At 72.1% G+C, this 26,567-nt stretch carries 26 protein-coding genes and 2 tRNA genes; 19 read left to right on the top strand and 9 right to left on the bottom strand.

The genetic code is table 11. The features are described from left to right. The first annotated feature begins 45 nt into the window (after positions 1-45). Both MTP10_RS01365 and MTP10_RS01360 read left to right on the top strand, forming a co-directional pair. The gene (locus MTP10_RS01365; RefSeq protein ID WP_310707076.1) at positions 46-1,194 is read left to right on the top strand and encodes a YncE family protein; all 1,149 of its coding nucleotides are present in this window, start codon (positions 46-48) and stop codon (positions 1,192-1,194) included. 140 nt (positions 1,195-1,334) lie between these two features. Further along, entirely contained in the window at positions 1,335-1,937 is a 603-nt protein-coding gene (locus MTP10_RS01360) for a polysaccharide deacetylase family protein (RefSeq protein WP_310707075.1), read from the top strand. A gap of 134 nt (positions 1,938-2,071) precedes the next feature. Here the strand turns inward: MTP10_RS01360 and MTP10_RS01355 are convergent, their stop codons facing one another. Both MTP10_RS01355 and MTP10_RS01350 read right to left on the bottom strand, forming a co-directional pair. Next, on the bottom strand, positions 2,072-3,016 hold the full coding sequence (locus tag MTP10_RS01355) for an LLM class F420-dependent oxidoreductase (protein WP_310707074.1): 945 nt from the start codon (positions 3,014-3,016) through the stop codon (positions 2,072-2,074). Positions 3,017-3,089: 73 nt separating this feature from the next. Beyond that, positions 3,090-4,088 carry an RNA polymerase subunit sigma-70 gene (locus MTP10_RS01350; protein ID WP_310707073.1) on the bottom strand — a complete coding sequence of 333 codons (999 nt, stop codon included), beginning with the start codon at positions 4,086-4,088 and terminating at the stop codon, positions 3,090-3,092. A gap of 120 nt (positions 4,089-4,208) precedes the next feature. Between MTP10_RS01350 and MTP10_RS01345 the strand changes: the two genes are divergently transcribed. The 3 genes from MTP10_RS01345 (at position 4,209) to MTP10_RS01335 (ending at position 7,440) form a co-directional block, all read left to right on the top strand. Continuing rightward, on the top strand, positions 4,209-5,222 hold the full coding sequence (locus MTP10_RS01345) for a zinc-dependent alcohol dehydrogenase family protein (protein ID WP_310707521.1): 1,014 nt from the start codon (positions 4,209-4,211) through the stop codon (positions 5,220-5,222). 165 nt (positions 5,223-5,387) lie between these two features. Beyond that, positions 5,388-6,650, top strand: coding sequence for an MFS transporter (locus MTP10_RS01340; RefSeq protein ID WP_310707072.1), 1,263 nt, complete (start codon positions 5,388-5,390; stop codon positions 6,648-6,650). Positions 6,651-6,783: 133 nt separating this feature from the next. After that, positions 6,784-7,440, top strand: coding sequence for a winged helix-turn-helix transcriptional regulator (locus MTP10_RS01335; RefSeq protein WP_310707071.1), 657 nt, complete (start codon positions 6,784-6,786; stop codon positions 7,438-7,440). Between the two features lie 25 nt (positions 7,441-7,465). On the opposite strand, the gene MTP10_RS01330 is transcribed toward MTP10_RS01335, so the two are convergent. Then, positions 7,466-8,062, bottom strand: coding sequence for a TetR/AcrR family transcriptional regulator (locus tag MTP10_RS01330; RefSeq protein ID WP_310707070.1), 597 nt, complete (start codon positions 8,060-8,062; stop codon positions 7,466-7,468). A gap of 146 nt (positions 8,063-8,208) precedes the next feature. Between MTP10_RS01330 and MTP10_RS01325 the strand changes: the two genes are divergently transcribed. Then, positions 8,209-9,747, top strand: coding sequence for an MDR family MFS transporter (locus MTP10_RS01325; protein WP_310707069.1), 1,539 nt, complete (start codon positions 8,209-8,211; stop codon positions 9,745-9,747). A gap of 75 nt (positions 9,748-9,822) precedes the next feature. Here MTP10_RS01325 and MTP10_RS01320 read toward each other — a convergent pair whose 3' ends face one another. Beyond that, a complete protein-coding gene (locus MTP10_RS01320; protein WP_310707068.1) occupies positions 9,823-10,176 on the bottom strand; it encodes a hypothetical protein in 354 nt (117 codons plus the stop codon). Positions 10,177-10,276: 100 nt separating this feature from the next. Continuing rightward, entirely contained in the window at positions 10,277-11,062 is a 786-nt protein-coding gene (locus MTP10_RS01315) for an alpha/beta hydrolase (RefSeq protein ID WP_310707067.1), read from the bottom strand. Between the two features lie 323 nt (positions 11,063-11,385). Here MTP10_RS01315 and MTP10_RS01310 point away from each other — a divergent pair, with 323 nt between their 5' ends. Beyond that, on the top strand, positions 11,386-12,837 hold the full coding sequence (locus MTP10_RS01310; RefSeq protein ID WP_310707066.1) for an N-acetylmuramoyl-L-alanine amidase: 1,452 nt from the start codon (positions 11,386-11,388) through the stop codon (positions 12,835-12,837). Positions 12,838-12,917: 80 nt separating this feature from the next. On the opposite strand, the gene MTP10_RS01305 is transcribed toward MTP10_RS01310, so the two are convergent. After that, positions 12,918-13,430, bottom strand: coding sequence for an NUDIX hydrolase (locus MTP10_RS01305; RefSeq protein ID WP_310707065.1), 513 nt, complete (start codon positions 13,428-13,430; stop codon positions 12,918-12,920). Positions 13,431-13,618: 188 nt separating this feature from the next. Here MTP10_RS01305 and MTP10_RS01300 point away from each other — a divergent pair, with 188 nt between their 5' ends. Then, on the top strand, positions 13,619-14,671 hold the full coding sequence (locus MTP10_RS01300; protein WP_310707520.1) for a hypothetical protein: 1,053 nt from the start codon (positions 13,619-13,621) through the stop codon (positions 14,669-14,671). 59 nt (positions 14,672-14,730) lie between these two features. Here MTP10_RS01300 and MTP10_RS01295 read toward each other — a convergent pair whose 3' ends face one another. Both MTP10_RS01295 and MTP10_RS01290 read right to left on the bottom strand, forming a co-directional pair. Further along, the gene (locus MTP10_RS01295; RefSeq protein ID WP_310707064.1) at positions 14,731-15,474 is read right to left on the bottom strand and encodes an ABC transporter permease; all 744 of its coding nucleotides are present in this window, start codon (positions 15,472-15,474) and stop codon (positions 14,731-14,733) included. Then, positions 15,455-16,429: an ATP-binding cassette domain-containing protein gene (locus tag MTP10_RS01290; protein ID WP_310707063.1), complete on the bottom strand. Its 975-nt coding sequence runs from the start codon at positions 16,427-16,429 to the stop codon at positions 15,455-15,457. Before MTP10_RS01290 ends, MTP10_RS01295 begins: the two co-directional genes overlap by 20 nt. 283 nt (positions 16,430-16,712) lie before the next feature. Between MTP10_RS01290 and MTP10_RS01285 the strand changes: the two genes are divergently transcribed. The 10 genes from MTP10_RS01285 (at position 16,713) to MTP10_RS01240 (ending at position 22,403) form a co-directional block, all read left to right on the top strand. After that, positions 16,713-17,735, top strand: coding sequence for a GH25 family lysozyme (locus MTP10_RS01285; protein ID WP_310707062.1), 1,023 nt, complete (start codon positions 16,713-16,715; stop codon positions 17,733-17,735). A 55-nt stretch (positions 17,736-17,790) separates the two neighbouring features. After that, positions 17,791-18,318 (top strand): NlpC/P60 family protein, encoded by a 528-nt coding sequence (locus MTP10_RS01280; RefSeq protein WP_310707061.1) that lies wholly within the window; start codon positions 17,791-17,793, stop codon positions 18,316-18,318. Between the two features lie 82 nt (positions 18,319-18,400). After that, positions 18,401-18,604 (top strand): transposase, encoded by a 204-nt coding sequence (locus MTP10_RS01275; RefSeq protein ID WP_310707060.1) that lies wholly within the window; start codon positions 18,401-18,403, stop codon positions 18,602-18,604. 79 nt (positions 18,605-18,683) lie between these two features. Further along, positions 18,684-18,756, top strand: a tRNA-Thr gene (locus MTP10_RS01270). Between the two features lie 379 nt (positions 18,757-19,135). Then, positions 19,136-19,209: transfer RNA gene (locus MTP10_RS01265), tRNA-Met, on the top strand. A gap of 70 nt (positions 19,210-19,279) precedes the next feature. Beyond that, positions 19,280-19,444 (top strand): 50S ribosomal protein L33, encoded by a 165-nt coding sequence (rpmG, locus tag MTP10_RS01260; RefSeq protein WP_019632658.1) that lies wholly within the window; start codon positions 19,280-19,282, stop codon positions 19,442-19,444. A gap of 231 nt (positions 19,445-19,675) precedes the next feature. Continuing rightward, complete coding sequence (locus tag MTP10_RS01255; protein ID WP_310707059.1) at positions 19,676-20,125, top strand: MaoC family dehydratase N-terminal domain-containing protein; 450 nt, start codon at positions 19,676-19,678, stop codon at positions 20,123-20,125. After that, positions 20,125-20,553: a MaoC family dehydratase gene (locus tag MTP10_RS01250; RefSeq protein ID WP_310707058.1), complete on the top strand. Its 429-nt coding sequence runs from the start codon at positions 20,125-20,127 to the stop codon at positions 20,551-20,553. Before MTP10_RS01255 ends, MTP10_RS01250 begins: the two co-directional genes overlap by 1 nt. A gap of 158 nt (positions 20,554-20,711) precedes the next feature. Then, positions 20,712-20,837: a hypothetical protein gene (locus MTP10_RS01245; RefSeq protein WP_310707057.1), complete on the top strand. Its 126-nt coding sequence runs from the start codon at positions 20,712-20,714 to the stop codon at positions 20,835-20,837. Between the two features lie 60 nt (positions 20,838-20,897). Beyond that, a complete protein-coding gene (locus tag MTP10_RS01240; protein ID WP_310707056.1) occupies positions 20,898-22,403 on the top strand; it encodes an aKG-HExxH-type peptide beta-hydroxylase in 1,506 nt (501 codons plus the stop codon). Positions 22,404-22,417: 14 nt separating this feature from the next. On the opposite strand, the gene MTP10_RS01235 is transcribed toward MTP10_RS01240, so the two are convergent. Next, on the bottom strand, positions 22,418-25,573 hold the full coding sequence (locus MTP10_RS01235) for a tetratricopeptide repeat protein (RefSeq protein WP_310707055.1): 3,156 nt from the start codon (positions 25,571-25,573) through the stop codon (positions 22,418-22,420). 158 nt (positions 25,574-25,731) lie between these two features. Between MTP10_RS01235 and MTP10_RS01230 the strand changes: the two genes are divergently transcribed. Beyond that, positions 25,732-26,553 (top strand): AfsR/SARP family transcriptional regulator, encoded by an 822-nt coding sequence (locus MTP10_RS01230; RefSeq protein ID WP_310707054.1) that lies wholly within the window; start codon positions 25,732-25,734, stop codon positions 26,551-26,553. Positions 26,554-26,567: the final 14 nt, after the last annotated feature.

Raw genomic sequence — 26,567 nt, 5'->3', positions numbered from 1 at the left:
CTCACCTCGGCGGACGTTGCCGAACACGTTTCTAGGCTGAGCCGCATGCGACTGCCGCGGATGTTGAGCATGCTGGGCGCGTTGTCCATCGCCGTGATCTCGTGCAGCGCGCCGGCCCAGCCGATGATGGCGGCCCCCGAGCCCGCGCCCCAGCAGCCCGCGCCCCCGCAGCACGCGCGGACATCTGCGCACAAGGCGCCGGTGGACGTCTACGCCCACGACCGGCCCGGGATGTTCAGCCCCAAGGCCAAGGACCTGACACCGCGCGTGTACGTCCCCAACAGCGAGTCCGACACCGTGGACGTCATCGACCCGCGGACGTTCCGGGTCGTGCACCGCTACCGGATGGGCAGCCTGCCACAGCACGTCGTGCCCTCCTGGGACCTCAGGACACTGTGGGTCAACGAGAACAAGGGCAACCGGCTCACCCCCATCGACCCGGTGACGGGCCGCCCCGGTAAGCCGGTGCCGGTGGAGGACCCGTACAACCTGTACTTCACCCCGGACGGCTCGTACGCGCTGGTCATGGCCGAACGCCTCAACCGGCTCGACTTCCGCGACCCGCACACGATGCGCCTGATCCGCTCACTCCCCGTGCCGTGCAGGGGGATCAACCACGGCGACTTCACCGCCGACGGATCGGTGTTCCTGGCCAGTTGCGAGTTCTCCGGCCAGATGGTGGCGATCGACTGGAAACGCCCGCGGGTGCTGAAGACGATCGACGTGCACGCGGGCAACATGCCGCAGGACGTCAAGCTCTCGCCCGACGGACGGCTCTTCTACGTCGCCGACATGATGGCCGACGGCGTGTGGATCATCGACGCCCGCACCTTCAGGCGGACAGGCTTCCTGCACACCGGCAAGGGCGCCCATGGCCTGTACGTCAGCAGGGACTCGCGGTCCCTCTACGTCTCCAACAGGGGACAGGGAACGGTCTCCGTCATCTCGTTCGGCAGGCGCAAGGTGGTCGACCGGTGGCGGATCCCGGGAGGCGGCTCACCCGACATGGGCGGGGTGTCGGCGGACGGCAAGCAGCTGTGGCTGTCCGGCAGGTACCACGGGGTCGTGTACGTCTTCTCCACCGAGACGGGCAAGCTGCTCCACACGATCAAGGTCGGCCGGGGACCGCACGGCCTGTGCGTCTATCCCCAGCCCGGACGCTACTCCCTCGGCCACACCGGAGTGTTCCGGTGATCGACCGCCGCGGCTTCCTGGCCGCCGGTGGAGCGGCGGCCCTCTCCGCCTGCTCGACGCCTCGTCCTCCGACGGCTCAACCCTCCGGGGAACCGGCCGCCGGGGCGCCACAGCCGTCGTCCGCGAGGTGGGGCCCGTCCGTGCCCCGCCTGCCCGGCGAGGTGCTGCACGGTCCACGTGACCGCCCGCTGGTCGCGCTCACCTTCCACGGGGCGGGGACGCCCGCGCTGACCGAGAAGGTGCTCGCGGCGATCGAACGGGAACACGCCCGTGCCACCGTCCTCGCCGTCGGCACCTGGCTGGACCGGCCGATCGCCGACCGCATCACCGGCGCGGGCCACGACCTGGGCAACCACACCATGCACCACCTGGACATCTCCGCGCTGCCCGCGGACCAGGCCCGCAGGGAGATCGAGGACTGCGCCGCCAGGCTGCACGCGCTGACCGGGACCGTCGGCTCGTGGTTCCGCCCGTCCGCGGCCCGCCGAGCCACGCCCCTGGTCCAGGAGCTGGCCCGCCGAGCCGGATACCTGACGTGCCTGTCCTACGACGTGGACTCCCGCGACTACCTGAACCCGGGCGCGCGGGCGATCACCGCCGACGTCCTGCGCGAGGTACGGCCCGGCAGCCTGGTCAGCCTGCACCTGGGCCACCCGGGGACACTGGCCGCGATCCCCCGCATCCTGGACGGCCTGCACCGCCGCGATCTGCGTGCGGTCACCGTCACCGAACTGCTCACCTGACCATCGGCGCTTCCCTGGTAAGCGCACCCCGCCGAACAGGAAGATCTTCGCGTGTTCGCCGTGTGCCTGAGCAGCACATCGCAGGACTGCTCCCAGCCGCCGCCCCGAGCATCACGGGCCGGCGGCCCGGGAGGTCAGCGGTCGATGAACTCGGCCGCGAAGAGCTTGAGCGTCTCGGGGTTGAGCCCGTCATGGAAGCCGACGATCAGCTCGTCCACGCCGGCCTCCTCGTACACCGCCAGCCTCCCGCGGATGGTGTCGGGGGTCCCGACCAGGCCGTACTCCGCCAGGTCGCCCGGGAACACCATCGGCGCCCAGGGCGGCACGGTGGCCCGCGCCTCCTCGTCGGTGTCGGCGATGATGCAGTACGACGTCGACGTCTTGGTGATCGTGGAATAGTCGCGGCCCACCGCCTCGCAGTGCCCGGCGAGGATGTCGAGCTTGCGGGCGACCTCGGAGGGCGGCTCCTGGATGTTGCACAGGTCGCCGTACTTGGCGACCAGCTTGAGGGTCACCTTCTCCCCGCCACCGGCGATCATCATGGGGACGTGCGGGCGCTGGATGCCGGCCGGCTGGTTGACCACGTCCCGGACCTGGAAGTACTTCCCGTCGAAGGTGGTCGGCTGCCCGGTCCGCATCGAGGTGATGATCTGCAGGGCCTCGTCCAGCCGCCGCAGCCGTTCGGGGGCGTGCGGGAAGTCGTATCCGAAGGCCCGGTACTCCTCCTCGTACCAGCCGGCGCCGATGCCGAAGGTGAGCCGCCCGCCGGAGATGACATCGAGGGTGGAGGCCATCTTCGCCAGCAGCGCCGGGTTGCGGTATCCGTTGCCGGTGACCAGCTGACCCAGGCGGATCCGACTGGTCTCGCGGGCCAGGGCGGCCAGAGTGGTCCACACCTCGAAGACGTACGCGCCGGGAGGCCCGAACGGGACGAAGTGGTCAGGCGCCCAGATGGTCTCGAAGCCGCTGCCGTCGGCGACGGCGGCCAGCTCGCGGATCGTGTCGAAGGCGGCCACCGGGTCGGTGTACGCGGCGAACTCCTGGGTGGTCCCCGTGGGGATGTACAAGCTCAGTTTCATGGTGGGCGTGATCCTTTCCGCGTCGATACGCCGGGGAGGTAGACCGGTCGCGGCGCGGGGAGGAATCGCGGGATCACGGCACAGGCGGCTCGTCAGGGAACCCGAACAGGGCGACCAGGGCGGGATCGGCGAACACGCTGATGCCGGTGATGTGCGTGCCGTCGGTGTCGAGGACGGCGACCCCGAACGGCGTGTACGGCCGGCCGGCGTCCTCCCGCAGGTACGCCACGGCGGTGGGCTGGCCGTTCGCGACGGTGGCGTACATCCGGTAGGTACCGGGAACGGCGCGGGCCAGCGTGTGCCGGATCAGGTGGGGGACGCAGCTCGCCTTGCCGGAGAACCAGGTCGTCATCGGGGCCGACTGCAGGAAGGCGTCGTCGCGCAGGAGGTCGGAAAGGGCGCCGGCGTCGGCGTTCTCGAAGGCGGCCATGTAGCGGTCCAGGACGCGGCGCGCCTCCGGCGAATCCGGCTCCGTGAGCTTGTCGGCGGTCGGGGCGATCTCCTCCACCCGGGCGCGGGCGCGCTGCAGGGAGCTCTTCACCGCCGGGACGCTCATCCGCAGGATGCCCGCGATCTCGGCGGCGGAGAACTCGAGCACCTCGCGCAGAATGAAGACCGCCCGCTGCCGGGCGGGCAGGTACTGCAGCGCGGCCAGCAGCGCCAGCCGCACGACGGTCCGCCCGGCGACGACGTCGGCAGGATCGCCGGAGCCGTATGCGCCGTCCGGGAACGGCTGCAGCCAGCGGGTCCCGGCGGGGGCGAGCGCCATGGCCGTGTCCGGGTCGTCCGCGGGCGCACCCAGGCCGGACGGCAGAACCCGGCGGCTCCTGTGCCGCAGCGCGGTCAGGCAGACGTTGGTGGCGATCCGGTACAGCCAGGTGCGTAGAGAGGAACGGCCCTCGAAGGAGTCCCGGCCGCGCCACGCCCGCAGCAACGTCTCCTGGACCAGGTCTTCGGCCTCGTGGACCGAGCCGACCAGCTGGTAGCAGTGCGCGATGAGTTCGCCGCGGTACGCGTCGGCCTCCCGCAGGAACTCGTCGCGGGTGGCCCCGGTGAGCACCGTTGCCGACATGGCACTCCTCCTTGTCGCAGGAACTACTTGTTTTTCTGTAGCAATTGATACTACCGTCGTACCTGTGATCCTTTCGGCCGGAACGGCGGGCACTACAGGAGGCGGTCGCCAGTGGTGACGATGCGAGCGGTGATCGCGCGGGAGGTCGGTGAACCCGACGACGTCCTCGCGGTCGAGCGGGTGCCCGCACCCGAACCAGGTCCGGGACAGGTGCTCGTTCGGGTGGACACGGCCCCGGTGCACGCCAGTGACCTGCACCTCATGCGTGGGCGGTACGGCTTCGCGCCGTCGTTTCCCGCGGTGCTCGGCCTGGAGGGCGTCGGCATGGTCGCCGCGCTCGGGCCAGGCGTCGGCGGCGGCGCCCAGGGGCTTCGGCTGGGCCGGCGGGTGGCGACGGTGGGCGTGACCGGAACCTGGCAGGAGTTCGTGGTCGCCGACGCCTCGCGGGTCCTGCCCGTGCCGGAGTCGCTGAGCACCTCCACGGCGGCCCAGATGGTCATCGCCCCGCTGACCGCGTGGCTGCTGGTCACCCATCTGGGGCTCGGACGCGGCGACTGGCTGCTGCAGACGGCCGCGGGGTCCACGGTCGGGCAGCTCGTCATCGCGCTGTCACACCACCTGGGCTTCCACACGCTGAACGTCATACGTCGCCGCGCGGCCGCGGAGCTGATCCACGCCCGGGGTGGCACGGAGGTCATCTGCACCGAGGACGAGGACCTGCCGGAGCGGCTGGCCCACCACACCGCCGACCGGCCGATCACCAGAGCGATCGACTGCGTCGCCGGACAGGTCGGGGCAGAGGTCTCCCGCGTCCTGGCCCCCGGCGGGGAGCTCGTGGTCTACGGGGCGCTGTCCACGCACCGCCAGACCGACCCGGCCATGCTGACCATCCCCGTTTCCGCTCCTTCCGTCGTCTACGGCAGCAAGACCGTGCGTGGCTTCTTCCTGCCCCACTGGTTCGCCACGACATCCCCGGATGACGTTCGGCGCGCACTTGAATCGGTGATCGCGCTGGTCGAGACGGCGGTGATGGTCATCCCCGAGGGGCAGCCGATCCCCGCCGACCGGGCGGCGCACGCGGCCCGCCTGGCCGAGACGGCCGGCCGTGGCGGGAGACCCCTCCTGGTGTTCTGAGGCGGCCCGCTGTCGGAACCGGCGCGGGCGCCGCGCCGGTCAGGTGGACCGCCGGACGGCGGCCAGCCCATCTCTGGAGGACGGGATGAGTTCCGATCTGCACGAACAAGCGGTCACGGCGCGGCGGGGCAAGCCGCCCCGCTCACTGATCGAGGACGAGGCTCGATGACCCGCCACGCGCGGCGGAAGAGCCCGCGCCCGATCGGCGGGTACCGGGCCGTGTTCGCGGTGCGGGAGTATCGGGCGATCTTCGCCGCGCATCTCCTTTCCGTCCTGGGCGGCGTCTTCGCCGAGGTCGCGCTGGCCGTGCTCGTCTTCCACCGCACCGGCTCGGCGCTGCTGACGGCGCTCATCTTCGCTCTCGGGTTCCTGCCGTACGCCCTCAGCGGGGTGTTGCTGTCCGCTCTCGCCGACCGGTATCCGCCCCGTCGGCTGCTCGTCGTCTGCGACCTGCTCAGCGCGGCGTGCATGGCGATGATGGCCGCACCGCGGACGCCGCTCGCCGTGCTGTTCGTCCTGCGGTTCGCCACTGCGAGCATCGCACCGCTGTTCACCGGCACCCGGGCGGCGAGCCTCGCCGACATCCTCCAGGGCGACCTGTACGTCCTGGGCCGTTCGCTGGTGCGGATCGTCTCGCAGAGCTCCCAGATCATCGGTTACGGGCTGGGCGGACTGGCGCTGGTGTGGCTGTCACCGCGCGTGGCGCTGTGCGTGGCCGTCGCCACCTTCCTCGGCTCCGCGCTCCTGCTCCGCCTCGGAACACATGACCGGCCGGCCCGCGCGTCCGCGAGCGGCGCGACCATGCGCCAGTCCCTCGCCTCGGCCGGGCGGCTGCTGGGTGAGCGCCGCATCCGCGCCCTGCTGCTGATGTGGTGGATCCCGCCGATGTTCTTCGTCGTCGCCGAAGGAGTGGCCGCGCCGTACGCGAGGGACGCGGGGGCGGGCTCGGCGGGCTTCGGCCTGTTCCTGGCCGCGATGCCCGCGGGAACCGTGGTGAGCGAGGTCCTGGCCGGCACGTTGCTCGCGGCTGCCACCCGCGACCGCGTCGCGCTGCCGCTCGCCGCCGTGTCCCTGCTTCCCATGGTCGCGTTCGCGGCTCATCCGCCGCTGCCCGTGGGGGTGGGGTTCATGCTGCTCACCGGATTGTGCGCGGCTTACACGCTCGGCATGGACAGGTGGTTCGTGGAAGCGGTGCCCGAGCGGCTGCGCGGGCAGGCCATGTCCCTGCTCGGCGCCGGGATCATGACGCTCCAGGGACTCGGCATGGCCGTCGGCGGCGCCATCGCGGACGTGGTGCCCGCGGACGCGGTGATCTGCGGGGCCGGGGCCATCGGCACGTTGAGCGTGCTCGGCGTCCTGCGGTCGGTGCGCCGCTCAGCCGGGCGCGCTCGCATCGGTCCAGGTGAAAGTGCAGGTGAAAGGAGGTGAGACGACATGCGTAAGGAGACCACCGACATCCCGAACTGGTTGCCCAACTAGGACGACGGCCGGGGCGGCGACGCGAACGTCGCCGCCCCGCACACCTGATTGACTACGTATGGAGGAGCAGCCGCTTCGAACGGTGGAGGTTGACGAGATGGCCACGGCCCGCACGTACGGCGATCCCTGCGCCGCTGCCCGCGCCCTGGACCTGCTCGGCGAACGATGGGCGCTCATGATCGTCCGAGAGCTGCTCTTCGGTCCCAAGCGCTACAGCGACCTGCAGGCCGGACTTCCGGGCGCCAGCCCCACCGTGCTGTCGCAACGGCTGCGCGATCTGGAGGCGGGCGGGGTCATCCAGCGGCGCAGGATGGGCGCGCCGATCCGGGCATGGGTGTACGAGCTCACCAGGTGGGGGCACGAGCTGGAGCCCATCCTCGTCCGTCTCGGCCGGTGGGGCAGCCGGGCCCCCATGACGCAGGCCGCCGGGACGCTGGGCGCCGACTCCCTGATGCTCGCCGTGAAGAGCCATCTCGACCCGGCGCGCCTCGGCGACCTGGACGCCACGTTCCGGATGGAGCTCGGCGAGGATGTCTTCACGCTCCGCGTCGCCGCAGGAGAGCTGACCATCCAGCGGGGCGAACCGCCGCAGTGGGACGCGGAGGTACGTGCCGACACCGCCGTCCTCAAGGCACTGGTGATCGACGGGGCGTCCGTCGCCGAGTTCGGGGACCGGGTGGAGATCGGGGGCGACGGTGACGCCTTCCAGCGTCTGCTGGAAGCCCTCGCCACGGGATGACCGGCGGCCCGTCTGATCATGGGGGTCAGGCGGGACGTCGGCCGAACGGCTCGGCGATCTGCGTGAGTGCTTCCTCCGTGAGCTCGCGCAGCGTACGCGTCTCCTGCTCGGCGCACCACCATTGCGTGGCGACGCGCAGAGCGACCAGGAACGCGGCGGTCAGCATCTCCGGGCTGACGTCGCTCTGCTGCTCCCGGCCGGCCACCGCCTGACTCAGCTCGCGCTCCAGCCGGACCCTGTTCGCCAGTTGCCTGGCCAGGAGGGAAGGGTGGCGCATGGCCAGCCGGGTGCGCTGGTGCAGCTCACGGTCGGTGTCGCCGACCTCGTCGTACAGGCTCTCCAGCGCGCCGCGCAGCGCCTGCCAGGCGGAGCGGTCCGCGGGCTGCTCGCGCACGCGCTGCACCAGGGTGCCCAGGCGCTGTTCGTCGCCGTACAGCAGGGCGTCTTCCTTGCCGTCGAAGTAGTTCGAGAACGTCCGCCGGGAGATGTTCGCGGCGTCGGCGATGGCTTCGACCGTGACGTGGTCCAGGCCGTGCTCGACGGTGAGCCGTAGCGCGGCCTCGTGCACCGCCTGCCGGGTCTCGGCCTTCTTGCGCTCGCGCAACCCTGCTGTGCTGTCCATGATGCGGACAGCTTACCCAACGGGAATAATTGCTCAGTGCGCAAAGTTGCCGTATGTGCATGTATGGTGTCCCCGTTACCTCTCAGTCCTCAGATCGGAGGCTGCGCGTGAGCGCACAGCCGGCAGCGCCAACCGCGGCGGAGCCGATGACCCACCGTCAAGTCCTCGAAGCCCTCAGCGGCCTGTTGCTCGCCCTGTTCGTCGCGATGATCAGCGGCACCATCGTCTCGGTGGCGCTCCCGCAGATCATCGGAGCGCTGGAGGGCAGCCAGTCCCAGTACACGTGGGTCGTCACCGCATCGCTGCTGGCCTCGACCGCCTCGACTCCCATCTGGGGCAAGCTCGCCGACCTGTTCAACAAGAAGCTGCTGCTCCAGATCTCCATCGCGATCTTCATGGTCAGCTCGCTGGCCTGCGGCTTCGCCCAGAACACCGGGCAACTCATCGCCTTCCGCGCGATCCAGGGCCTGGGCATGGGCGCCCTGCAGATCCTCGTCCAGGTCGTCATCGCCGCCATGATCAGCCCGAAGGAGCGCGGCCGCTACAACGGCTACCTCGGCGCCGTCATGGCCGTGGCCACCGTCGGCGGCCCGCTTCTCGGCGGCCTCATCGCCGACACGTCCTGGCTCGGCTGGCGCTGGTGCTTCTTCATCGCCGTCCCGTTCGCCGTCGCCGCTCTGGCGCTGCTGGCCAAGACCCTGAACCTCCCGACCCAGCGCCGCGCGAACGTGAGCATCGACTACTGGGGCGCCACCCTCATCGCCGTCGGCGTCAGTGTTCTCCTCATCTGGGTCACCTTCGTCGGCAACGACTTCGACTGGCTGTCCTGGCAGACCGCGGCCATGGCCGGCGGCGGCGTGCTGGTGCTCGCGCTGGCCACCTGGATCGAGTCCAAGGTCAAGGAGCCGGTCGTCCCGCTGCACGTCATCAGCAGGCGGACGCCCGCCCTGGCCATCCTGGCCAGCCTCGCCGTCGGCATGGCCATGTTCGGCGGTGCGGTCTTCCTCGGCCAGTACTTCCAGATCGGGCGCGGCTACGGCCCCACCGCCGCCGGCCTGCTCACCATCCCGATGATGGCGGGCGTGCTGTTCTCCTCCACCATCAGCGGCAGGATGGTCTCCCGCACCGGCCAGACCAAGCCGTTCATCCTCGTCGGCCTGGTCATCCTGTTCCTGGGCTTCACCGGCCTGGCCACGATCGACCACGAGACCGCGCTGGTGCTGGTCTCGGCGTACATGCTCGCCGTCGGCATCGGTGTCGGCATGTCCATGCAGAACCTCGTCCTGGTCATCCAGAACACCGTCCCGCTGCGCGAGATCGGCGCCGCCAGCGGTGCGATCACGTTCTTCCGCTCGCTCGGCGGCACCGTGGGCGTCTCGGTGCTCGGCGCCGTCCTGGCCAACCGGGTCGCCGCCAACATCGCCGAAGGCCTGGCCAAGGCGGGCATCCCCACCGGCGGCGGCGCGGCGGGCAGCAGCCTCAACATCGCCGCGCTGCCCGAGCCGATCAAGGTGATCGTCCGGTCCGCCTACGGCGACGCCACCGGCCACATCTTCCTGATCTCGGCCGGGATCACCGTGGTCGGCCTGATCGCCGCGGCCTTCCTCAAGCCGGCCAAGCTGCGCGACAGCCTCGACCTGCCCGAGCAGGCAGCCACGCCGGAGCCCGCGACCACCACCGCCTGACCCGATCCGGGAGGCCGCGTCCTCGCATCGCCCGCGAGGACGCGGCCTTCCCTGTTGGTCAGGAGTCCCTGTTCGTCAGGGGTCCAGGCGGACGGTGACGGTCACGCGGCCCGCCTCGTCACGTCGGGCCACCGCATGCCCGGTGCGGTCGATCCCCTCCAACTCCAGCGATATCGGACCACCCTCGTCCAGGAAGTTGCGCCACCACACCTTGGCGTCGGGGAGTTGAACGCCGATCGTCACGGTGTCGGCCGCGCGCCGGAAGGCGACCGGTGTGCTGAAGGTACGTCCCGAGCGGCGTCCGGTGTAGGTGACGACCGTGAGATGCCCGCTGACCAGCCGGCCCCATCGAGGAGAGGTGCGCAACGTCATGACACAGGAGTTGAAGCGGCCGATCGCTCGCTTCGGCAGCGGCCTCTGGAAGGGCACGGAACCTCCAAGTGACGACGGTGTCTCTGACCGGCCAGCGTAGACCGGCACGTGAACAGGCCCGTCCGCTGCCGGAGATCCGCGCGCCGGGGTGGGCCGCTCAGCGGAGGAAGTCCAGGAGGACCGGGACGATGGCCTCCGGGGTGGGGCCGTGGCCCTGGCCCGGGAGGATGCGTCGGCCGGCGTGGGGGAGGGCTGCCGCCACCGCGTCGGCGGCCTCCGGCATGCCGGGGAAGGTCTGGTCGCCCGAGTACACGATCGTGGGCACGGTGATCGAGGACCAGCGGCCGGTCCAGTCCGGGTCGACGTTGATGTCGTGGACGGCCGCGAGGTCGTAGGCGAGCGTCGGGGCGACGGCCACCATGTCCGCCCATCCGGGTGACCGGGCCATCCCGTCGACGGCCTCGGACGGGACGCCGATCACCGCGGTCAGGTTGTAGCGCATCGCCTCGTCGTTCTTGCCGGCGGCCAGCAAGGAGCGCAGCGTGTCCAGATGCTCGGCATGGTCGGCGCCGGCGAACAGCGGCGGCTCGTAGAGCGCCAGCGCGGTGACCCCGACACCGGCGGTCGCGGCGGCCAGGGCCACGGTCGCGCCGGACGAGCTGCTGTAGAGGGTCGCGCTGCCCCCGGCTGCCTCGATCAGCGCGGCGACGTCCTCGACCTCTCGCTCCAGTGCCCACGGCGCGGTGTCGCCGGATCGGCCGCGTCCGCGCCGGTCGTAGTCGATCGCCGTGAAGCCCTCGGCGCCGAGCCGCCGCGCGACCTGCCCGGTGCTCGGGTCGATGCCGCGGTACTGGGTGGCCCCGCCGACGAAGACGATGGCGGGCCCGTCACCGTGGCGGTCGTAGTCGATGACCGTGCCGTCCTGCGAGGTGACTGTGCTCAAGATCGTGCCTTCCCTGCGTGATGGCGGTCGGATGATCGTTGGTCGGGCTCCGCCCCTCCGGAGTGCCGGGTGGGCACGCGGCCAGGACAAGGCCGAGGTCAACGGTATGGGAGAGGGCTGACATTCTCTTCCGAGGGTCCGCGGGGGCGTCGCCGGCGCGCCTGAAGCATCCCCGTCCGCGGTTTCTGGACGTTTTCTGTGCGCGCTCCCATCACGCTTGTCCGCTAGCAGGAGCGTTTCGGGGGCTCGGTGAACACGGCGCCCGCCGAGGTACGTCCTCGGCGTCCGTGCGGGTCCCCGACGTAATGTTGAGGAGACACACGTTGAAGGCTCGACTCCGCCGTCCAGCCGCGCTGTTAGCGGGCGCGATCATCCCCCTCTCGCTTCTCACGGGGCAACCGGCCGGCGCCGCGAGCGCCGATCCCGTCGCCGACGCCTTCGCGCGGGCCTCCTCCGCGTACGAGGTGCCGCGCGATCTGCTGGTGTCCGTCGCGTACGCCGAGACCCACCTCGACGGGCACGACGGCAAGCCCAGCTCCTCGGGCGGCTACGGCGTGATGCACCTGGTCAGCAACCCCAAGGTGCACTCGCTGGAGCGGGCCGCCACGCTGACCAAGCAGTCCGTGTCCGCCCTCAAGTCCGACACCGCGGCCAACATCACGGGCGGCGCCGCCGTGCTGCGCGCCTACGCCGACGAGCTGGGGCTGGGCGCCGCCGCGCGCAAGGACCCCGCGAAGTGGTACTCCGCGGTGGCCAGGTACGGCAACTCCGCCTCGCCCGAGGTCGCCCGGCTGTACGCGGACACCGTGTACGAGATCATGGGCGACGGCGTCAGCGCCACCACGCCCGCCGGCGAGACCGTGAAGGTGGCGGCGCGCGGTGTGGAGCCCGACCGGGGCACGTACGCCAAGGTCCAGAAGCTGGGCGAGCAGGGCTCCACGCTCGCCGCGGCGGCCGTGGACTACCCGGGGGCCACCTGGGCGGCCGCCCACAGCTCCAACTACGCCGTGTCCGACCGTCCCAACAGCGATGCGATCGACCGGATCGTCATCCACGTGACGCAGGGCTCGTACGCCGGGACGATCTCATGGTTCCAGACCGGGCCCCGGCCGAACCCGACCTCCGCGCACTACGTCGTCCGCTCCTCCGACGGCGCCATCACGCAGATGGTCAGGGAGAAGGACCGGGCCTTCCACGCCGGCGACTACAACCGCCGGTCGGTCGGCATCGAGCACGAGGGCTACGTGGACAACGCGTCCTGGTTCACCGATGCGATGTACCGCTCCTCGGCCGCGCTGACGCGCAGCATCGCCGACCGTTACGGCATCCCGAAGGACCGCGCCCACATCATCGGGCACAGCGAGGTCCCCACCGCCGACCACACCGACCCGGGTCCTAACTGGAACTGGACGACGTACATGCGGTACGTCACCAACGGCGGCGGGGCCACGAACCCGCACACGCCCGAGTCGGTCTGCGGCACCGGCTACAAGGTGATCGACTCCGCGCCCCTCGGGACGGCGGGCAACGTCTACCTGCTCTACAACTCCACCAGCGGCAACAACTGCGTGGCCACGCTCAAGACGTCCTCCCTCGGCCAGGCCACGGCCACCAGCGCCTTCCTGGAGGTGCAGGGCAAGACCCGGGTCACCGACAGCGGCAACTTCTCGTACTACGCGGGGCCGGTCATCGCGGCGGCGGCCGACAAGTGCGTCAAGTGGGGAGGCAAGGCCGGCTCGTCCACCTACGAGAGCGGTTTCGAGCACTGCGGATAGCGGCTGAGAACGACGCGAAGGGTGCTGGCCGGTTCACCGGCCGGCACCCTTCTCCGTGTGGCCGGTTCTGGGGTGGCCGGTCAACCGAGGAGGGCGCGGTGGGCGGTGAGCCACACCTGGCCGGCGCAGCGCCGTTCGACCTCCTCGGGCGCCAGCCATTCCGCCCCCGTGCTCTCCGACCCGGGAGGCGGCGCGGTGGGCGGCCCAGGCTCGGCGAGCCGGGCCTCGAACATCACCATGTACGTCAGCGGCGCGTAGCGGTAGCCGGCCGGAGGCGGGCCGGTCAGCTCTATGCGCTGCCAGGCGAACACCGACAGCCGCTCCGGCGGCAGCGCCAGGCCCGTCTCCTCGGCCAGTTCGCGGGAGGCGGCCTCGGCGGCCTGCTCGCCCGGGTCGAGGTGGCCGCCCGGGATGTCCCAGCCGCGCCCCTCGCGGCCGACGCGGGTCAGCAGCGTGCGGCCCGCGCCGTCGAGGACGAACGCGAAGGCGGAGGTGGTCTGCTCCACCGGCGGCAGGCTCCGGGTCAGCGCGACCTCCAGGCGGTGGGGCGCGGGGATCCACGGCACGGTGATGGTGGCGAGGACACGGGTCATTGGCTCATTCTCCACCGGCGGGCCACCCTCGGGGCGCCGATCCTCCCTTGCGTCACGCTGAGCGACATTTCGCATGAAACGGGCATGATGGAAGTGATTGTCGTTGTTCTTGCGAAAGAAAGGGCGTTACAGCCTATATGCGTCGTCACATCGCGAAGTGGTGGACCGTAGCAGTTCCGGCGTTGGCGGTGCTCTCGCTGGCGCTCGGCTGGGGCCGCAGCCTGCCCATGGCCTGGGCAGTCCTGCTGGCCATCGTCCTGGCCGGAGCCGTGCTGGCCGCCGTTCACCACGCCGAGGTGATCGCGCACCGGGTCGGCGAGCCGTTCGGCTCGCTGGTCCTGGCGGTGGCTGTCACGGTGATCGAGGTGGCGCTGATCGTCAGCCTCATGCTCTCCGGAGGGGAGAAGACGGCGTCGCTCGCCCGCGACACCGTGTTCGCCGCCGTGATGATCACGTGTAACGGCATCGTGGGGCTGTCGCTGCTGGCCGGCACGTTGCGGCGGCGCGTCGCGGTGTTCAACGCCGAAGGGACCGGCGGGGCGCTGGCCACGGTCGCCACGCTGAGCACGCTCAGCCTGGTCCTGCCGTCGTTCACGACCAGCGCGCGCGGGCCCGCGTTCTCGTCGGCCCAGCTCGCGTTCGCGGCGGTGGTGTCGCTGGCGATGTACGGGCTGTTCGTGCTCACGCAGACCGTACGGCACCGCGACTACTTCCTCCCGGTCACCACGGAGACCAGGGAGGGGAAGGCGGAGGTCGCGGAGGTGGAGCACGCGCCGCGGCCGTCCGGGCGCACGGCGCTGGCCAGCCTCGGGCTGCTGCTGGTGGCCCTCGTGTCCGTCGTCGGCCTGGCCAAGGTGGAGTCGCCGGTCATCGAGCTGGCCGTGGCGAACGCCGGGCTGCCCCAGGCCGTCGTCGGCGTGGTGATCGCGCTGCTCGTGCTGCTGCCCGAGACGATCGCCGCGGTCAGGGCGGCCCGGCGCGGTCAGATCCAGATCAGCCTGAACCTGGCGCTGGGCTCCGCGATGGCCAGCATCGGCCTGACGATCCCGGCCATCGCGGTCATGTCCATCTGGCTGAAGGGGCCCCTGCTCCTCGGCCTGGGCGGCACGCACTTGGTGCTGCTGGCGCTGACCGTGGCCGTCTCCACGCTCACCGTCGTCCCGGGGCGCGCCACGCTGCTGCAGAGCGGGGTGCACCTCGGGCTGTTCGCCGCGTTCCTCTTCCTGGCGGTCAGCCCCTGACGAACGGCCATCGGCCCGTGACACCTGGCGGCCGGCCGTGACGCCTGCCGCCCAGGGTCTCAGACGCCCTTGCGCAGGGCCCGGTTGCCGGCGACGAGGCCGAGGACGGCCACCAGCGCCGCGGCCGCCGTCCCGTACAGGACCGAGGGGTGGGTGAGGTCGCCGGAGAAGAGGGCGCGCTGCGCGTCCACGACGTGCGTGACGGGGTTGACCTCGCCCACCGCCCGCAGCCAGGACGGCCCTCCGCTCATGGGCAGGAACACCCCGGACAGGAGCATCAGCGGGAACAACAACGCCTGGGTGACCAGGTAGAACAGGGTGCCGTCGGGCGCCGACCTGATGGCCAGCGTGTACGACAGCGAGCCCAGCCCCGTGGCGAACAGCAGCAGCATCGCGATCCCGGCCAGCGCCCCCGTGGGGTGGAGCCGGAACCCGAGCGGGAGCGCCAGGACCACGATGAGCAGGGCCTGGCAGAGCAGGACCACGGTGACCTTCATCGTCCTGCCGACGAGCATGGCCGTGCGGTTGAGCGGGGTGACCAGGAGGCGCTCCAGCGAGCCGCCGATCAGCTCCACCAGCATCGTGTAGCCGGAGGCCATCGGCCCGGTCAGGCACATCATCACGAGGATGCCCGGCACGAACCACTGCCAGGACGACCCGACCGCCCCGTCCAGCAGTGCCCCGTACAGGAACAGGAACAGCAGCGGCTGGCCCATCTCCAGCAGGAGCCCGGCCGGCTGCCGGAGCGCCGGGGTGACCTCGCGGCCGAAGACGATGGCGGTGTCACGCAGGAAGGTCTTCATCGGTGAGGCTTCTCCCGGTGAGAGTGAGGAACACGTCGTCGAGGGTGGGGCGGCCGGTCTCGGCGGTGACGGCCTTGACGCCCGCCTCCTCCAGCGCGCGCAGGTAGACGGGCAGGGCGGTGGGAGCTCCGGGGACGCGCAGGCGCACGGTCGTGCCGTCCACGGTGACAGCGTCGCCCGAGGTCCTGGGTGCGGCCATCGTGCGGGCGACGACCGCGGCCGTCGCCGCCTCGCCCTCGGTCCGGGTCGTGATCGTGATGTGGTCGCCGGCGAGGTCGTTCTTCAGCCGCTCGGCCGTGCCGTCGGCGATGATCCGGCCGCCGTCCACGATCACCACCCGCTCGGCCATGGTGTCGGCCTCCTCCAGGTAGTGCGTCGTCAGGAACAGGGTCATGCCGTACGCCTCGCGCACCCGCAGGATGTGCTCCCAGATGTCGGCGCGGCTCTTGGGGTCGAGACCGGTGGACGGCTCGTCCAGGAAGAGCAGGGAGGGCCGGTGGACGAGCCCCAGGGCGATGTCGAGGCGGCGGCGCTGGCCGCCGGACAGCGTGCCCGGCCGGCGGCGGGCCAGGGCGCGCAGGCCCAGCAGGTCCAGCAGCTCGTCGGCGCGCCCGGCCGCTGTCGCGGTGGTCATGCCGTAGAAGCGGCCCTGGCTGACCAGCTCGTCGCGGACCTGGAAGTTCTCGCCGGCGCTGCTCTTCTGGCCGACGTACCCGATGTGGGCGCGCACCCGGCCGGGGTCGCGGACGACGTCGTGGCCGGCGACGACGGCGGTGCCGGAGGTCGGGGGCAGCAGGGTGGTGAGCATGCGCAGCGTCGTGGACTTGCCGGCGCCGTTCGGGCCGAGAAAGGCGACCAGCCGGCCGGCCTCCACGTCGAGGTCGATGCCGCGTACGGCGTGGACGGTCTCCTTCTTCACCGTGAAGTCTCGGGTCAGTCCCCGGGTATGGATCATGCTGTGGCTCCTCTGAGCATGGCGGGGAGACCCCGGGCGGGGTCGGTCTGGGGAATCCAGGACATCTTGCGGCCGCATGTCCCTTTCCGGCAAACGTGAAACGCATGTTCATGTACGGCGCTGACCTGCGGAGATGGTGTCGTGAGCACGCGCTCGATATGAGGTCTTTTCGGTCATTGAGCTGCGATTTCTAGAAATAAGGACATTTTTCGGAGAAAGCGCTTTGATAACGGTGAACTGAATCGCCTTGCGGGCCCGTACGGGCTCCACGATGATCACCGGCGTGAATCGTCTGTTGGGGGCCGCGCTCGCGGCCGTGATGGCCGGCGCCCTGAGCGCGTCCGGCGGCGCCGCCGCCGCGGCGGACGGCGCGATCGCCGGGGTGGACGTGAGCAACTGGACCGGCGAGGTCGACTGGAGCACCGTCGTGTCCGGCGGCGGGAAGTTCGCCTTCGTCCAGGCCACCGAGGGCGTCGACTACCGCAACCCGCGCTTCGACGCGCAGTACGACGGCGCCGCGGCGGCCGGCCTGGCCCGCGGCGCGTACCACTTCGCCCAGCCGCACGAGTCCGACGGCGCGACGCAGGCGGCCTTCTTCCTGCTCAACGGCGGCGCCTGGAGGTCCGACGGGTGGACGCTGCCCGGCGTGCTCGACCTGGAGGACAACCCGTACAAGGACCGCAACGGCAAGAACTCCTGCTACGGCCTGTCGCCCGCCGACATGGTGACCTGGATCAAGGGGTTCACGGGGAGGTATCTGCAGGAGACCGGCCGCCGGGCGATCATCTACACGACCGTGAGCTGGTGGCGGACCTGCACGGGCGACTCCGCCGCCTTCAAGGCCAACCCGCTGTGGCTGGCGCGCTGGGGGGCCGACCCGGGCGAGCTGCCCAAGGGGTGGAAGCGGCACACGTTCTGGCAGTCGGCCGAGAAGGGGACGCTGCCGGGCGGGCAGAACTCCTTCAACGGGACCCAGGACGAGCTGGACGACCTGGCCAACCCGCCGGCCGAGATCACGGTCGCGGGAGCGGCCAGGGACAGGAGGCACTACACGGTCACGGTGTCCAACACGGGGCCGCACCCGGTGACGCGCATCAAGGTCTCCGGCCGCGCATACGGCGGGCAGCGCGTCGTGGCGGCGCCCGGCTGCTCGTTCAGCGGCACGGCGGTGCGCTGCGAGATCGCCGAGCTGCGGCGGGGGCAGAAGGCCACGCTGACCTTCACCACCAGGCCCCGGTCGGCCAAGGGCACTGTCGGACTGCGGTTCGAGGTCGGGTCCGTACGGCTCACGCTGAGCGCCTCGTGAGCTGATAAGGCAGTATCTGTCCAGAGCAGACCTTTGTGACCGGAGGGAGCCCTGGGTGTCGGTGAGGCGGCGGCTCGCGCTCGTGACGGCGCTCCTCCTGCTGACCGCGACCGCGTCCGTGCCGCTCATGCCGTACGTGCAGCCCGAGATCGTGCGGATCGCGCTCCGGATCGAGGGGCAGCGCATCGCCTACTCGTGGGGCGGCGGCCACGGCGCCGAGCCCGGTCCGTCGAAGGGCACGTGCGCCGGTTACCGGGGGAGCATCCTGCCGTGCCCGGCCGAGCGGACGCGCGGGCTGGACTGCTCGGGGTTCGCCCGATGGGTGTACGCGCAGGCGCACGGCGAGGACGTGCTGGGGCCGGGCACCACCAACGACCAGGTGCGCCGGATGCGCCGGGTCGGCTCGGCCGCGCCCGGGGACCTCGTCTTCTTCGGCAGGGCCACGCGGAAGGGCCTCGACACCCACCATGTCGGGATCTATCTGGGCGACGGAAAGATGATCAACGCGCCCGAGACGGGGGCGTTCGTCCGCGTGGACTCCATCTCCCGGCTCAAGGACTTCGCCGGCTTCTACCGGCTCTGACGCCGTCCGGACCTGCTTGGTAGGGGTGTAACGACAGTCGCCTGCCGAAAAATGAGAGACCGGAGGGCTAATCTGTGCCGCTATGGACAGGCGATGGGTCGGGCCCGACGGCTATGAGATCGTTCCGGGGCTGCGCGAGGGGCGGCAGGTGCTGCGGGTGTGCCGTCAGGGGCAGGTCGTCGCCGACTGCTTCTCCGTCGCCGAGGTGGCCGCGTTCGTCGACCTGGCCGATCTCTGCGAGGTCGTCAGCCTGCGGCCACGGCGGGGCTTCGAGGCCGTCGGCTAGCGCGACCTGCGCGGCCTCGACGAGTTCGCATCATCGCTGAGGGCCGTGTATGGTTACACCTGTCCGCAGCGCCGGACAGGCCCCTATAGCTCAGTCGGCAGAGCGTCTCCATGGTAAGGAGAAGGTCAACGGTTCGATTCCGTTTGGGGGCTCACAGCACGAGCAGACAGTACGCCCGACCCGCAGGAACGCGGAGTCGGGCGTTTCTCGTTGTGCCGCCTTTTCCGGCCCCGCGCACCGACCCACCGACCACTGACCACCGGTCCATGGAAGAGCGGGAAGAGGTCGCGCGGCCGGGGCCCCGCTGCTACGCTGACGCGCACTCCGCGCGGCCAGTGAGCCCGCCGCCCCTCCAGCCCCGCTCGGAGCGATCGGCCGGTCCCCGGAATGCGGGAACGGGCCCCTGACGTTGATTTCGTCAGAGTGGTGTTCCTGAGGCATACTGGGAGCACTCACCCGATCAGGCGAAGTACATATGTGCTTCACGGGTCGGGTATCCTCGACGGGCCGGGTCGTTTCATCCGGCTCAAAGGCGGAGTAGCTCAGTCAGGCAGAGCAAACGGCTCATAATCGTTGTGTCGCCGGTTCAAGTCCGGCCTCCGCTACTGCCCCTCCCCAGGTCGCCGACCTGGGCTTGGGCATGTCCTAGTCCCGAACGTAGAAAGGCACTCCCACGTGGCTGCCACCGACGTTAGGCCGAAGATCACGCTGGCCTGCCAGGAGTGCAAGCACCGCAACTACATCACGCGGAAGAACCGGCGCAACGACCCGGATCGGCTTGAGCTGAAGAAGTACTGCCCCAACTGCCGCTGCCACCGCGCGCACCGCGAGACCCGCTAGCTCTTCCGAGCGCGGCTCGCCGGGCAGCACTGCCTGGCCACACGCACCACACAACCGGCGCCCCGGATCGAGGCGCCGGTTTGTCGTGTTCGCCCACCGGTGTCGCCCGCCCGGTGGTCTGATCCGCTCGGCAAAATCCCGGGAAAGCGGCGACGACAGCCGAACCTTGTTCTGTTAGCGTCTGGCTCGACGGCGCAGCCCATGCGGGGGAGCCGATGCGAAGGAGCACAGATGGCCTTGAACCGTGACTTCGTCGGGCGCACGTACGCGTCCAGCGCCCCGTACGAGGTCAGCCGGGTGAAGATCAGGGAGTTCGCGGCCGCCATCGGCGACGGCAACCCCATCTACCGGGACAAGGAGGCCGCGCGGGCGGCCGGTCATCCCGACGTCGTCGCACCGCCGACGTTCCCCATCGTGTTCAGTCTCCAGGGCGGCAGCGAGGCGCTGGTGGACCCCGAGCTCGGCCTGAACATCGCGATGGTCGTCCACGGCGAGCAGCGGTTCGAGTACGTCCGTCCCATCTACGCGGGCGACGAGCTGGTCACCAGCTCCACGATCACCGACATCCGCAGCGCCGGCCGCAACGAGCTGCTGACCATCCGCAGCGAGGTCACCACCGTGTCCGGCGAGGCGGTCTGCACCACGTACAACACGATCGTCGAGCGCGGAGGTGCGGCCTGATGACCGCGACGGTGCAGTACGACGAGGTCGAGGTGGGCCGGGAGCTCCCGGCCGTCGACTACCCGGTGCGGCGGGTCAACCTGGTCATGTACGCGGGGGCGTCGGGCGACTACAACCCCATCCACTGGAACGAGCGCTTCGCCAAGGTGGTCGGGCTGCCCGACGTCATCGCGCACGGCATGTACACCATGGCGCAGGCCGGCCGCTTCGTCACCGACTGGGCCGGGGATCCGGCGGCGGTGGTCGACTACGGGGTGCGGTTCTCCTCGATGGTGGTGGTGCCCGACGACGACGAGGGCGCCACGATCACGGTCAGTGGCGTGGTGGAGGAGAAGCTGGCGGACCGGCGCGTGGTCGTCGGCCTGACGGCCCGCTCGGGCGACGCCAGGGTGCTGTCCAAGGCGCGCGCCGTCGTCCAGCTCGCCTGAGCCGTGGCCGCCTGACCCTCCGACCCTCCGCTCATCCGGCCCTCCGCGTCCCTCCGCTCCGTGCTCCTCCTGCGGCGAGATCGCCGCCACACCGGCTCCACACCGGCGCTCCGTACATTCGAGTACGCCAAGCGATCAAGGAGAACGGAGCCAACAGCATGCCGACTCAGACCGTGGAAGTACCGCAGTTCACGCTGGCCGCGAACGCGACGCCGGCCGTCACGACCGACGCGCAGCACGAGCGCGCCTGGTACCCGCCCTTCGCGTCCCCCCGCGCCGAGTAACGCGAGGACGGGCGGCCGGCGGCGGGCACTCCCGCCGCCGGCCGCCCGGCGAGGTCCCCCATGAGACCCCCTGGTGAGATCGAGGTGACGCCCGTGGACGCCGTACCGAACGACGACCTGATATCCCGCATCGACCTGGCGCTCGGCTCCGACCCCCGGTTCGGCGACGCCGCCGCCATCGAGACCCGCAACCTCGCCCGTCACCGCCTCGGTCTTGGCGTGCTGGCCCGGCACCATCCGGGCGCCGCCGGCAGGCTGGAGCGGCTGGCGCAGGCCGGGGACGCCGAGCTGCGGCCCCTGATGTACGACCCGGTGCTGCGCAACGCGTTCGAGAACGACCTGACGGCCCTGGAGCGGGGAGCCGGTCAGATCGGGGCCCTCGCCGGGTTCCTGGAGAGCGGCGTCGCCGACACGCTCGACGGGGTGGGCCCGTGCGAGCGCCTGTCCGAGCCGAGGGTGCGCCCCTGGCCGGGGGCCGTCTCGTGGGTGTGGACGGACCTCCACCCGTCCTCGGGGCCGGAGCGCGAGCTGAGCGCCCGGCTGGAGGAGCTGCTGGCCGGGACGCTGTCGCAGGAGGGCTCCGGCGGCCGGGTCCGCCCCGACGCCGGCCTGCTGTCGGCCCTGACCCGCGCCGCGGCGCTCCTTGGCGAGCTGCTGCCCCGCACGGGCGCCGGGGTGCTGCCGCACGTCTCGCTGACCGGGTTCGTCCGCGACGAGCTGGCCGACGGCGCACTCAACTCGATCTCCGGCGGCGACCCGCTGCCCTCGGCGCTGTTCCTGGCTCCCGAACGGCTGGACGACCCGTGGACGGCGGCCGAGACGCTGTTCCACGAGGGGCTGCACCTGAAGCTGTTCGACGTGCTCCGCACCGGCTCCATGGTCGCGGACGCCGACCAGATGGTCCCCATCCCGTGGCGGGTGCGGCCGTGGACGCTGACGCGGGTCCTGTTCGCCCTGCACGTGTACGCCCACCTGCTGCTGTTCCAGGCGGCGGCCGCGGCGGCGAGTCCCGCCGTCCGGTCCCGGTACGGCACGCCGCCGGCGACCGCGTTCGCCGACCGGGCCACGCCGGGCAGCCCTGCCGCGGCGGAGGGCACGCACACCACCGGCCTCGAACGGGTCGCCTACCTCGCCCGGCAGGCCGCGCTGGCGTACGGCGAAGGGCTGACGGACAACGGCCGGCGCTTCGTCGACTGGCTGGTGGGAGCCGTGTCTCCCCTCGCGCCGGTCCACCTGCCCGTGCCCGCCCCCTCTCGTCCTGCCCAGGCGCGGCCGGATGTGCGGCCGGAGGTGGAGCTGGAGGCGCGCGGCTACCGCCAGGCGCGGCCGGTTCACGTGTGCCCGATCCCCGAGCAGGGGCAGCTCGTGGCCGTCTCTCCCGGAACGCCGCGGTTCCAGTGGCTCAACGGCCACGCCTGGCTGCTGTACGCCCTGTGCGACGGCGGGGACCTGACCTCGCTGCGCGCCCGCTACCGCGAGGCGGCGGGGCCGGACGCGGACGCCGGGCTCGGCGCCGGCCTGGCGGGCCTCCTGTCGGCCGGTCTCATCGAGCCGGTCGGCGCCTGACCGGCGGGGTGCGGTCAGCCGGTCACGCCCAGCTCGTCGAAGAGCCGCTCGGCCGTCGCCAGATGGTGCCGGGCGGCCTCGGCGTCGCCCCGGGCCGCATGAGCCTCGGCCAGCTCCTGGTGGGTCTCCGCCAGCCCCTTGCGGTCTCCGATGCCGTCCCGGATGCGCAGAGCCGCGGCGTAGTGCGCCAGCGCCTCCTCCTCCCGGCCGAGCCGGTGGTAGAGGCCCGCGAGGTCGTTGGCCACCTGCCCCTCGCCCCTGCGGTCGCCCGTCTCGCGGTGCAGGGCCAGCGCCTGCCGCAGGTGCCCGAGCGCCGCCGCGTGCCGCCCGAGGGCGACCTCGGCCAGGCCGATGTTGTTGAGCGCGCGGGCCTCGCCCTTGCGGCTGCCCGCCGCCCGGCGCAGGGCCAGCGCCTCGCGGTACAACTCCAGCGCCTGGGCGGGCCGGCCCTGGGTGTTGCGGACGACGCCGAGGTTGTTGAGGGTGTTCGCCTGGCCGTGGACGTCACCGGTGCCACGGTGGACGGCCAGCGCCCGCTCGTAGCAGGTGACGGCCTCCTCCAGGCGGCCGAGGTGCCGCAGCACGATGCCGGTGAGGTTCAGCGTCCGGCCCACGGCGTCGTCGTCGCCCGACCTCTCCAGGAGGCGCCGGGCCTCGTCCAGCTCGGCCAGCGCGGCGTCGTACCGGCCGAGCAGCCAGGAGACGGCGCCGATGCTGCGCAGCGCGACGCCCGCGCCATGTGCGTCCCCGAGCCGCCGGTGGATCTGGAGCGCTCCGCGGTGCTCGGCCAGGGCCTCGGGGTAGCGGCCCAGATGCTCGAACACGGTGCCGAGGTCACCGCGGGCGGCGGCCTCCTCGCGGCTCCTTCCCGCCCGCCCCGCGGCGGCGGCGGCCAGGGCGTGCAGCTCGGCGGCGTCGATCAGGCGGTGGCGCAGCCGCAGCGGCTCGGCGAGCGCGGCAGGCAGCCGCCAGGCGGCGTCGAGGCCGTGCTCCGCGGCGTGGCGCGTGGCGGCGAGCACGTTCTCGTGCTCCTCGTCGAGCGCGCGGGGGTCGCGGAGCGTGACGTACCACTCCAGCAGCCGCCGTAGCGTCTCCTGTCGCGTGTGGGGGGCGTCCTCGGTCTCGGCCTGGTGACGGGCGTAGTCGCGGAGGAGGTCGTGGAAGCGGTAACGCTCCTCGCCCAGCCGGCCGCGACGGCACTGGAGCAGGCTCGCGGCGCGCAGCGCGTCCAGCCGGGCACGGGCCTCGGCGGCGGAGACGCCGAGCATCGCGGCCGCCGCCGGAGCGGTGAAGTCGCCGCCGGGGACCAGCCCGAGACGGCGGAACGCGACCCGGTCGGGCCCGGCCAGCGCCTCGTGCGACAGGTCGAACGCGGCCATGACCGCGGCGGGCGGGGCGTCGCCGAGGCGCAACGCGGCGAGCCGTCCCCGCTCGGCGAGGTCGGCCAGGTAGGTCCGGATCGGCCGGTGGGGGTGGCCGGCCAGGTGGGCGCCGGCGATCCGCAGAGCCAGCGGCAGCCGCCCGCACTGACGGGCCAGCTCGGCCACCGCCTCCGGATCGTCGGCGGCGCGGGGGCCGACGACCGCGGCCAGCAGCGCCACGGCCTGCGGCTCGGTCAGGACGTCCAGCTCGACGGTCGTCACCGCGTGGCGAAGGGCCAGCCCGGCGAGCCGGTCGCGGCTGGTGACCAGTGCCAGGCAGCCGCCGGTGCCCGGCAGGAGCGGCTCCACCTGGGCGGGGTCGCGGGCGTTGTCGAGCACGACGAGCACGCGCCGGTCGGTGAGCAAGGACCGGTAGGCGGCGGCGAGCTCGTCCTCCCCGGCCGGGACGCGCTCCGGCGGCATGCCGAGGGCGCGCACGAACCGGTCCAGCGCCTCCCGGGGCGTGACGGCCTCCCGCGGCCGGTGCCCGCGCAGGTCGATGAAGAGCCGCCCGCCGGGGAAGCGCCCGGCCATCCGGTGCGCCCAGTGGACGGCGAGCGCGGACTTGCCCACGCCGGGCATGCCGCTGACCACGACCACGGTCTCGCGCCCGAGGTCGGCCGGGGACGGCCCACGGCCGGTCGGGGTGCGCTCGTGGTCGGCCGGGGTCCGCCCGTGGTCGGCCGGGGAAGGCCCGTGGTCGGCCGGCGGGCGGCTGACGAGGGCCGGCGGCGGGCCCCCGCCCTCCGCGGTCGCCGTCGCGTTCCCGCCCTCGGCGAGCGCGGTCAGCTCCCGCAGGGTGGCGCGGTGGCCGGTGAAGTACGCCAGATCGGGCGGCAGCCCCTGGGGCTTCCCGCCCGCCTCCCCGCTGGCCTCCCCGCCGGCCTCCACCCCGGCCTCCCCGTCACCACCGGCCTGGGAGCCGCCCGCCTGGGAGCCGCCGGCCTGGGAGCCGCCCGCCTGGGAGCCGCCGGTGGCGGCTCTGGCGCGGCGCCGGAGGATCGTCTGCTGGAGCAGGCGCAGCTCCGGCCCCGGGTCCAGCCTCAGCTCCTCGGCGAGCACGCGGCGCGCCTCCTCGTACGCGGCCAGTGCCTCCCCCGACTGTCCCGACCGGTCCAGCGCCAGGATCAGCCGTTCCCACAGGGACTCGCGCAGCGGGTGCTCGGCCAGCATCTCCCGCAGCTCCCCGGCCGCCTGGGCGTGCCGGCCGAGCCGGGCGAGCACGTCGGCGTACTGCTCGACGACCGCGGGCCGCAGCCCGTCGAGGCGCGCCCGCTCGGCCGTCACGATCGGCGAGTCCGGAACGTCGGTGAGGGACTCCGCCCGCCACAGACCCAGGGCCTCACGGAAGACCCCCGCGGCGCGTTCGAGCCGTCCTGCCTCGGCCAGCTCGCGCGCCCGTACGGCGTGCCGCTCGAAGACGCGGGCGTCGAGCGTCGCCCCGTCCAGCTCCAGCCGGTAGCCGCCCGGCTCTCTGACCAGCCCGCTCAGGCCCTTGCCGCGCAGCCGGGAGAGCAGGGAGTGCAGCGTGCCGTCCGCGCTGCGCGGAGGCTCCGCTCCCCACAATTCGTCGACCAGTCTCTCCGCCGGCAGGGGCCGCCCCGCCCTGATCAGCAGAACGGCCAGCAGCCCCCGCTGCTTCGGCGCGGTCAGCGGCACGGGAGAGCCCTCGCGCCGGAACTCCAGGGGCCCGAGGATCCGGAATTCCAGGCATCCCGTCGCACCCGTCGCACCTGTCGAACCCGTCAAGCCTGTCAAGCCCCCTCGTACCCGGCGAAGTACCCGGCGAAGCCGCCCCATGCGCGCAAGGTCCGCGCAAGCGCGGCGTGGCAGTCTAGATCGGGATCCGCTCCGCCCGATAGCACTGATGTGGCCTGTCCGTTTCAGCAGGAGCTCAGGAGGAGTCATTGCCCCCGACGTCCCATGGAGTCCGTCTCGGCCTGCTCGGCCCGCTGCAGGTCCTCCGGGGTGACGGCGCGGTGGCCGTCACCGCGCCCAAGCACCGCGCCGTCCTGGCCATCCTCGCGATCAACGCCGGCCGTCCCGTCTCGGCGGACCGGATCGCCGAGGAGCTGTGGCAGGGCTCGGAGCCGAAGTTCGCGCGCAAGACGCTCCAGGGGTACGTGTGGCGGCTGCGCCGGCTGCTCGGCGACGACCTGCGCACGCGGCAGGGCTCGTACGAGCTGAGTGTGGCCTCGGAGGAGACGGACGTCGTCCGCTTCGAGCGGCTGCTCGCGGACGGCCGGCGTGCCGTCCGGGACCGGCAGTTGACGCAGGCCCGCGCGCGGCTGGAGGCGGCGCTGACCCTGTGGCGCGGGCCCGCGCTGGCCGACGTCCCCGCCACGCCGATGGTCCGGGCGCACGCCGGCCGCCTGGAGGAGGCTCGGCTGCTGGCCGTCGAGGCGGTCCTGCGGACCGACGTCGACCTCGGCCGGCCCGCGGCGGCCATCCCGGAGCTGCGGGAGCTCACCCTGACGTACCCGGCCCGCGAGCCGCTGCACGCGCTGCTCATGCTGGCGCTGTACCGCGCGGGCCGCCAGGCGGAGGCGTTGTCGGCGTACGGCGTGCTCCGCGCGACGCTGATCGCCGACCACGGCCTGGAGCCCGGCAGACCCGTCCAGGAGCTCCACCGCCGCATCCTGGCCGCCGACCCGGCCCTCGACCGGACCGACGGGCGTCCGGACGCGGATCAGCCGAGCGAGTCGATAGGGCGGGTGGCTTCGGGGTAGCGGGGTGGACATGA

Origin of the sequence: Nonomuraea sp. 3-1Str (assembly GCF_031570565.1) — a bacterium.
Classification (GTDB): Bacteria; Actinomycetota; Actinomycetes; order Streptosporangiales; family Streptosporangiaceae; genus Nonomuraea.
The sequence above is the reverse complement of the archived record's forward strand: the minus strand, read 5'-3'. Positions and strand labels throughout refer to the sequence as shown.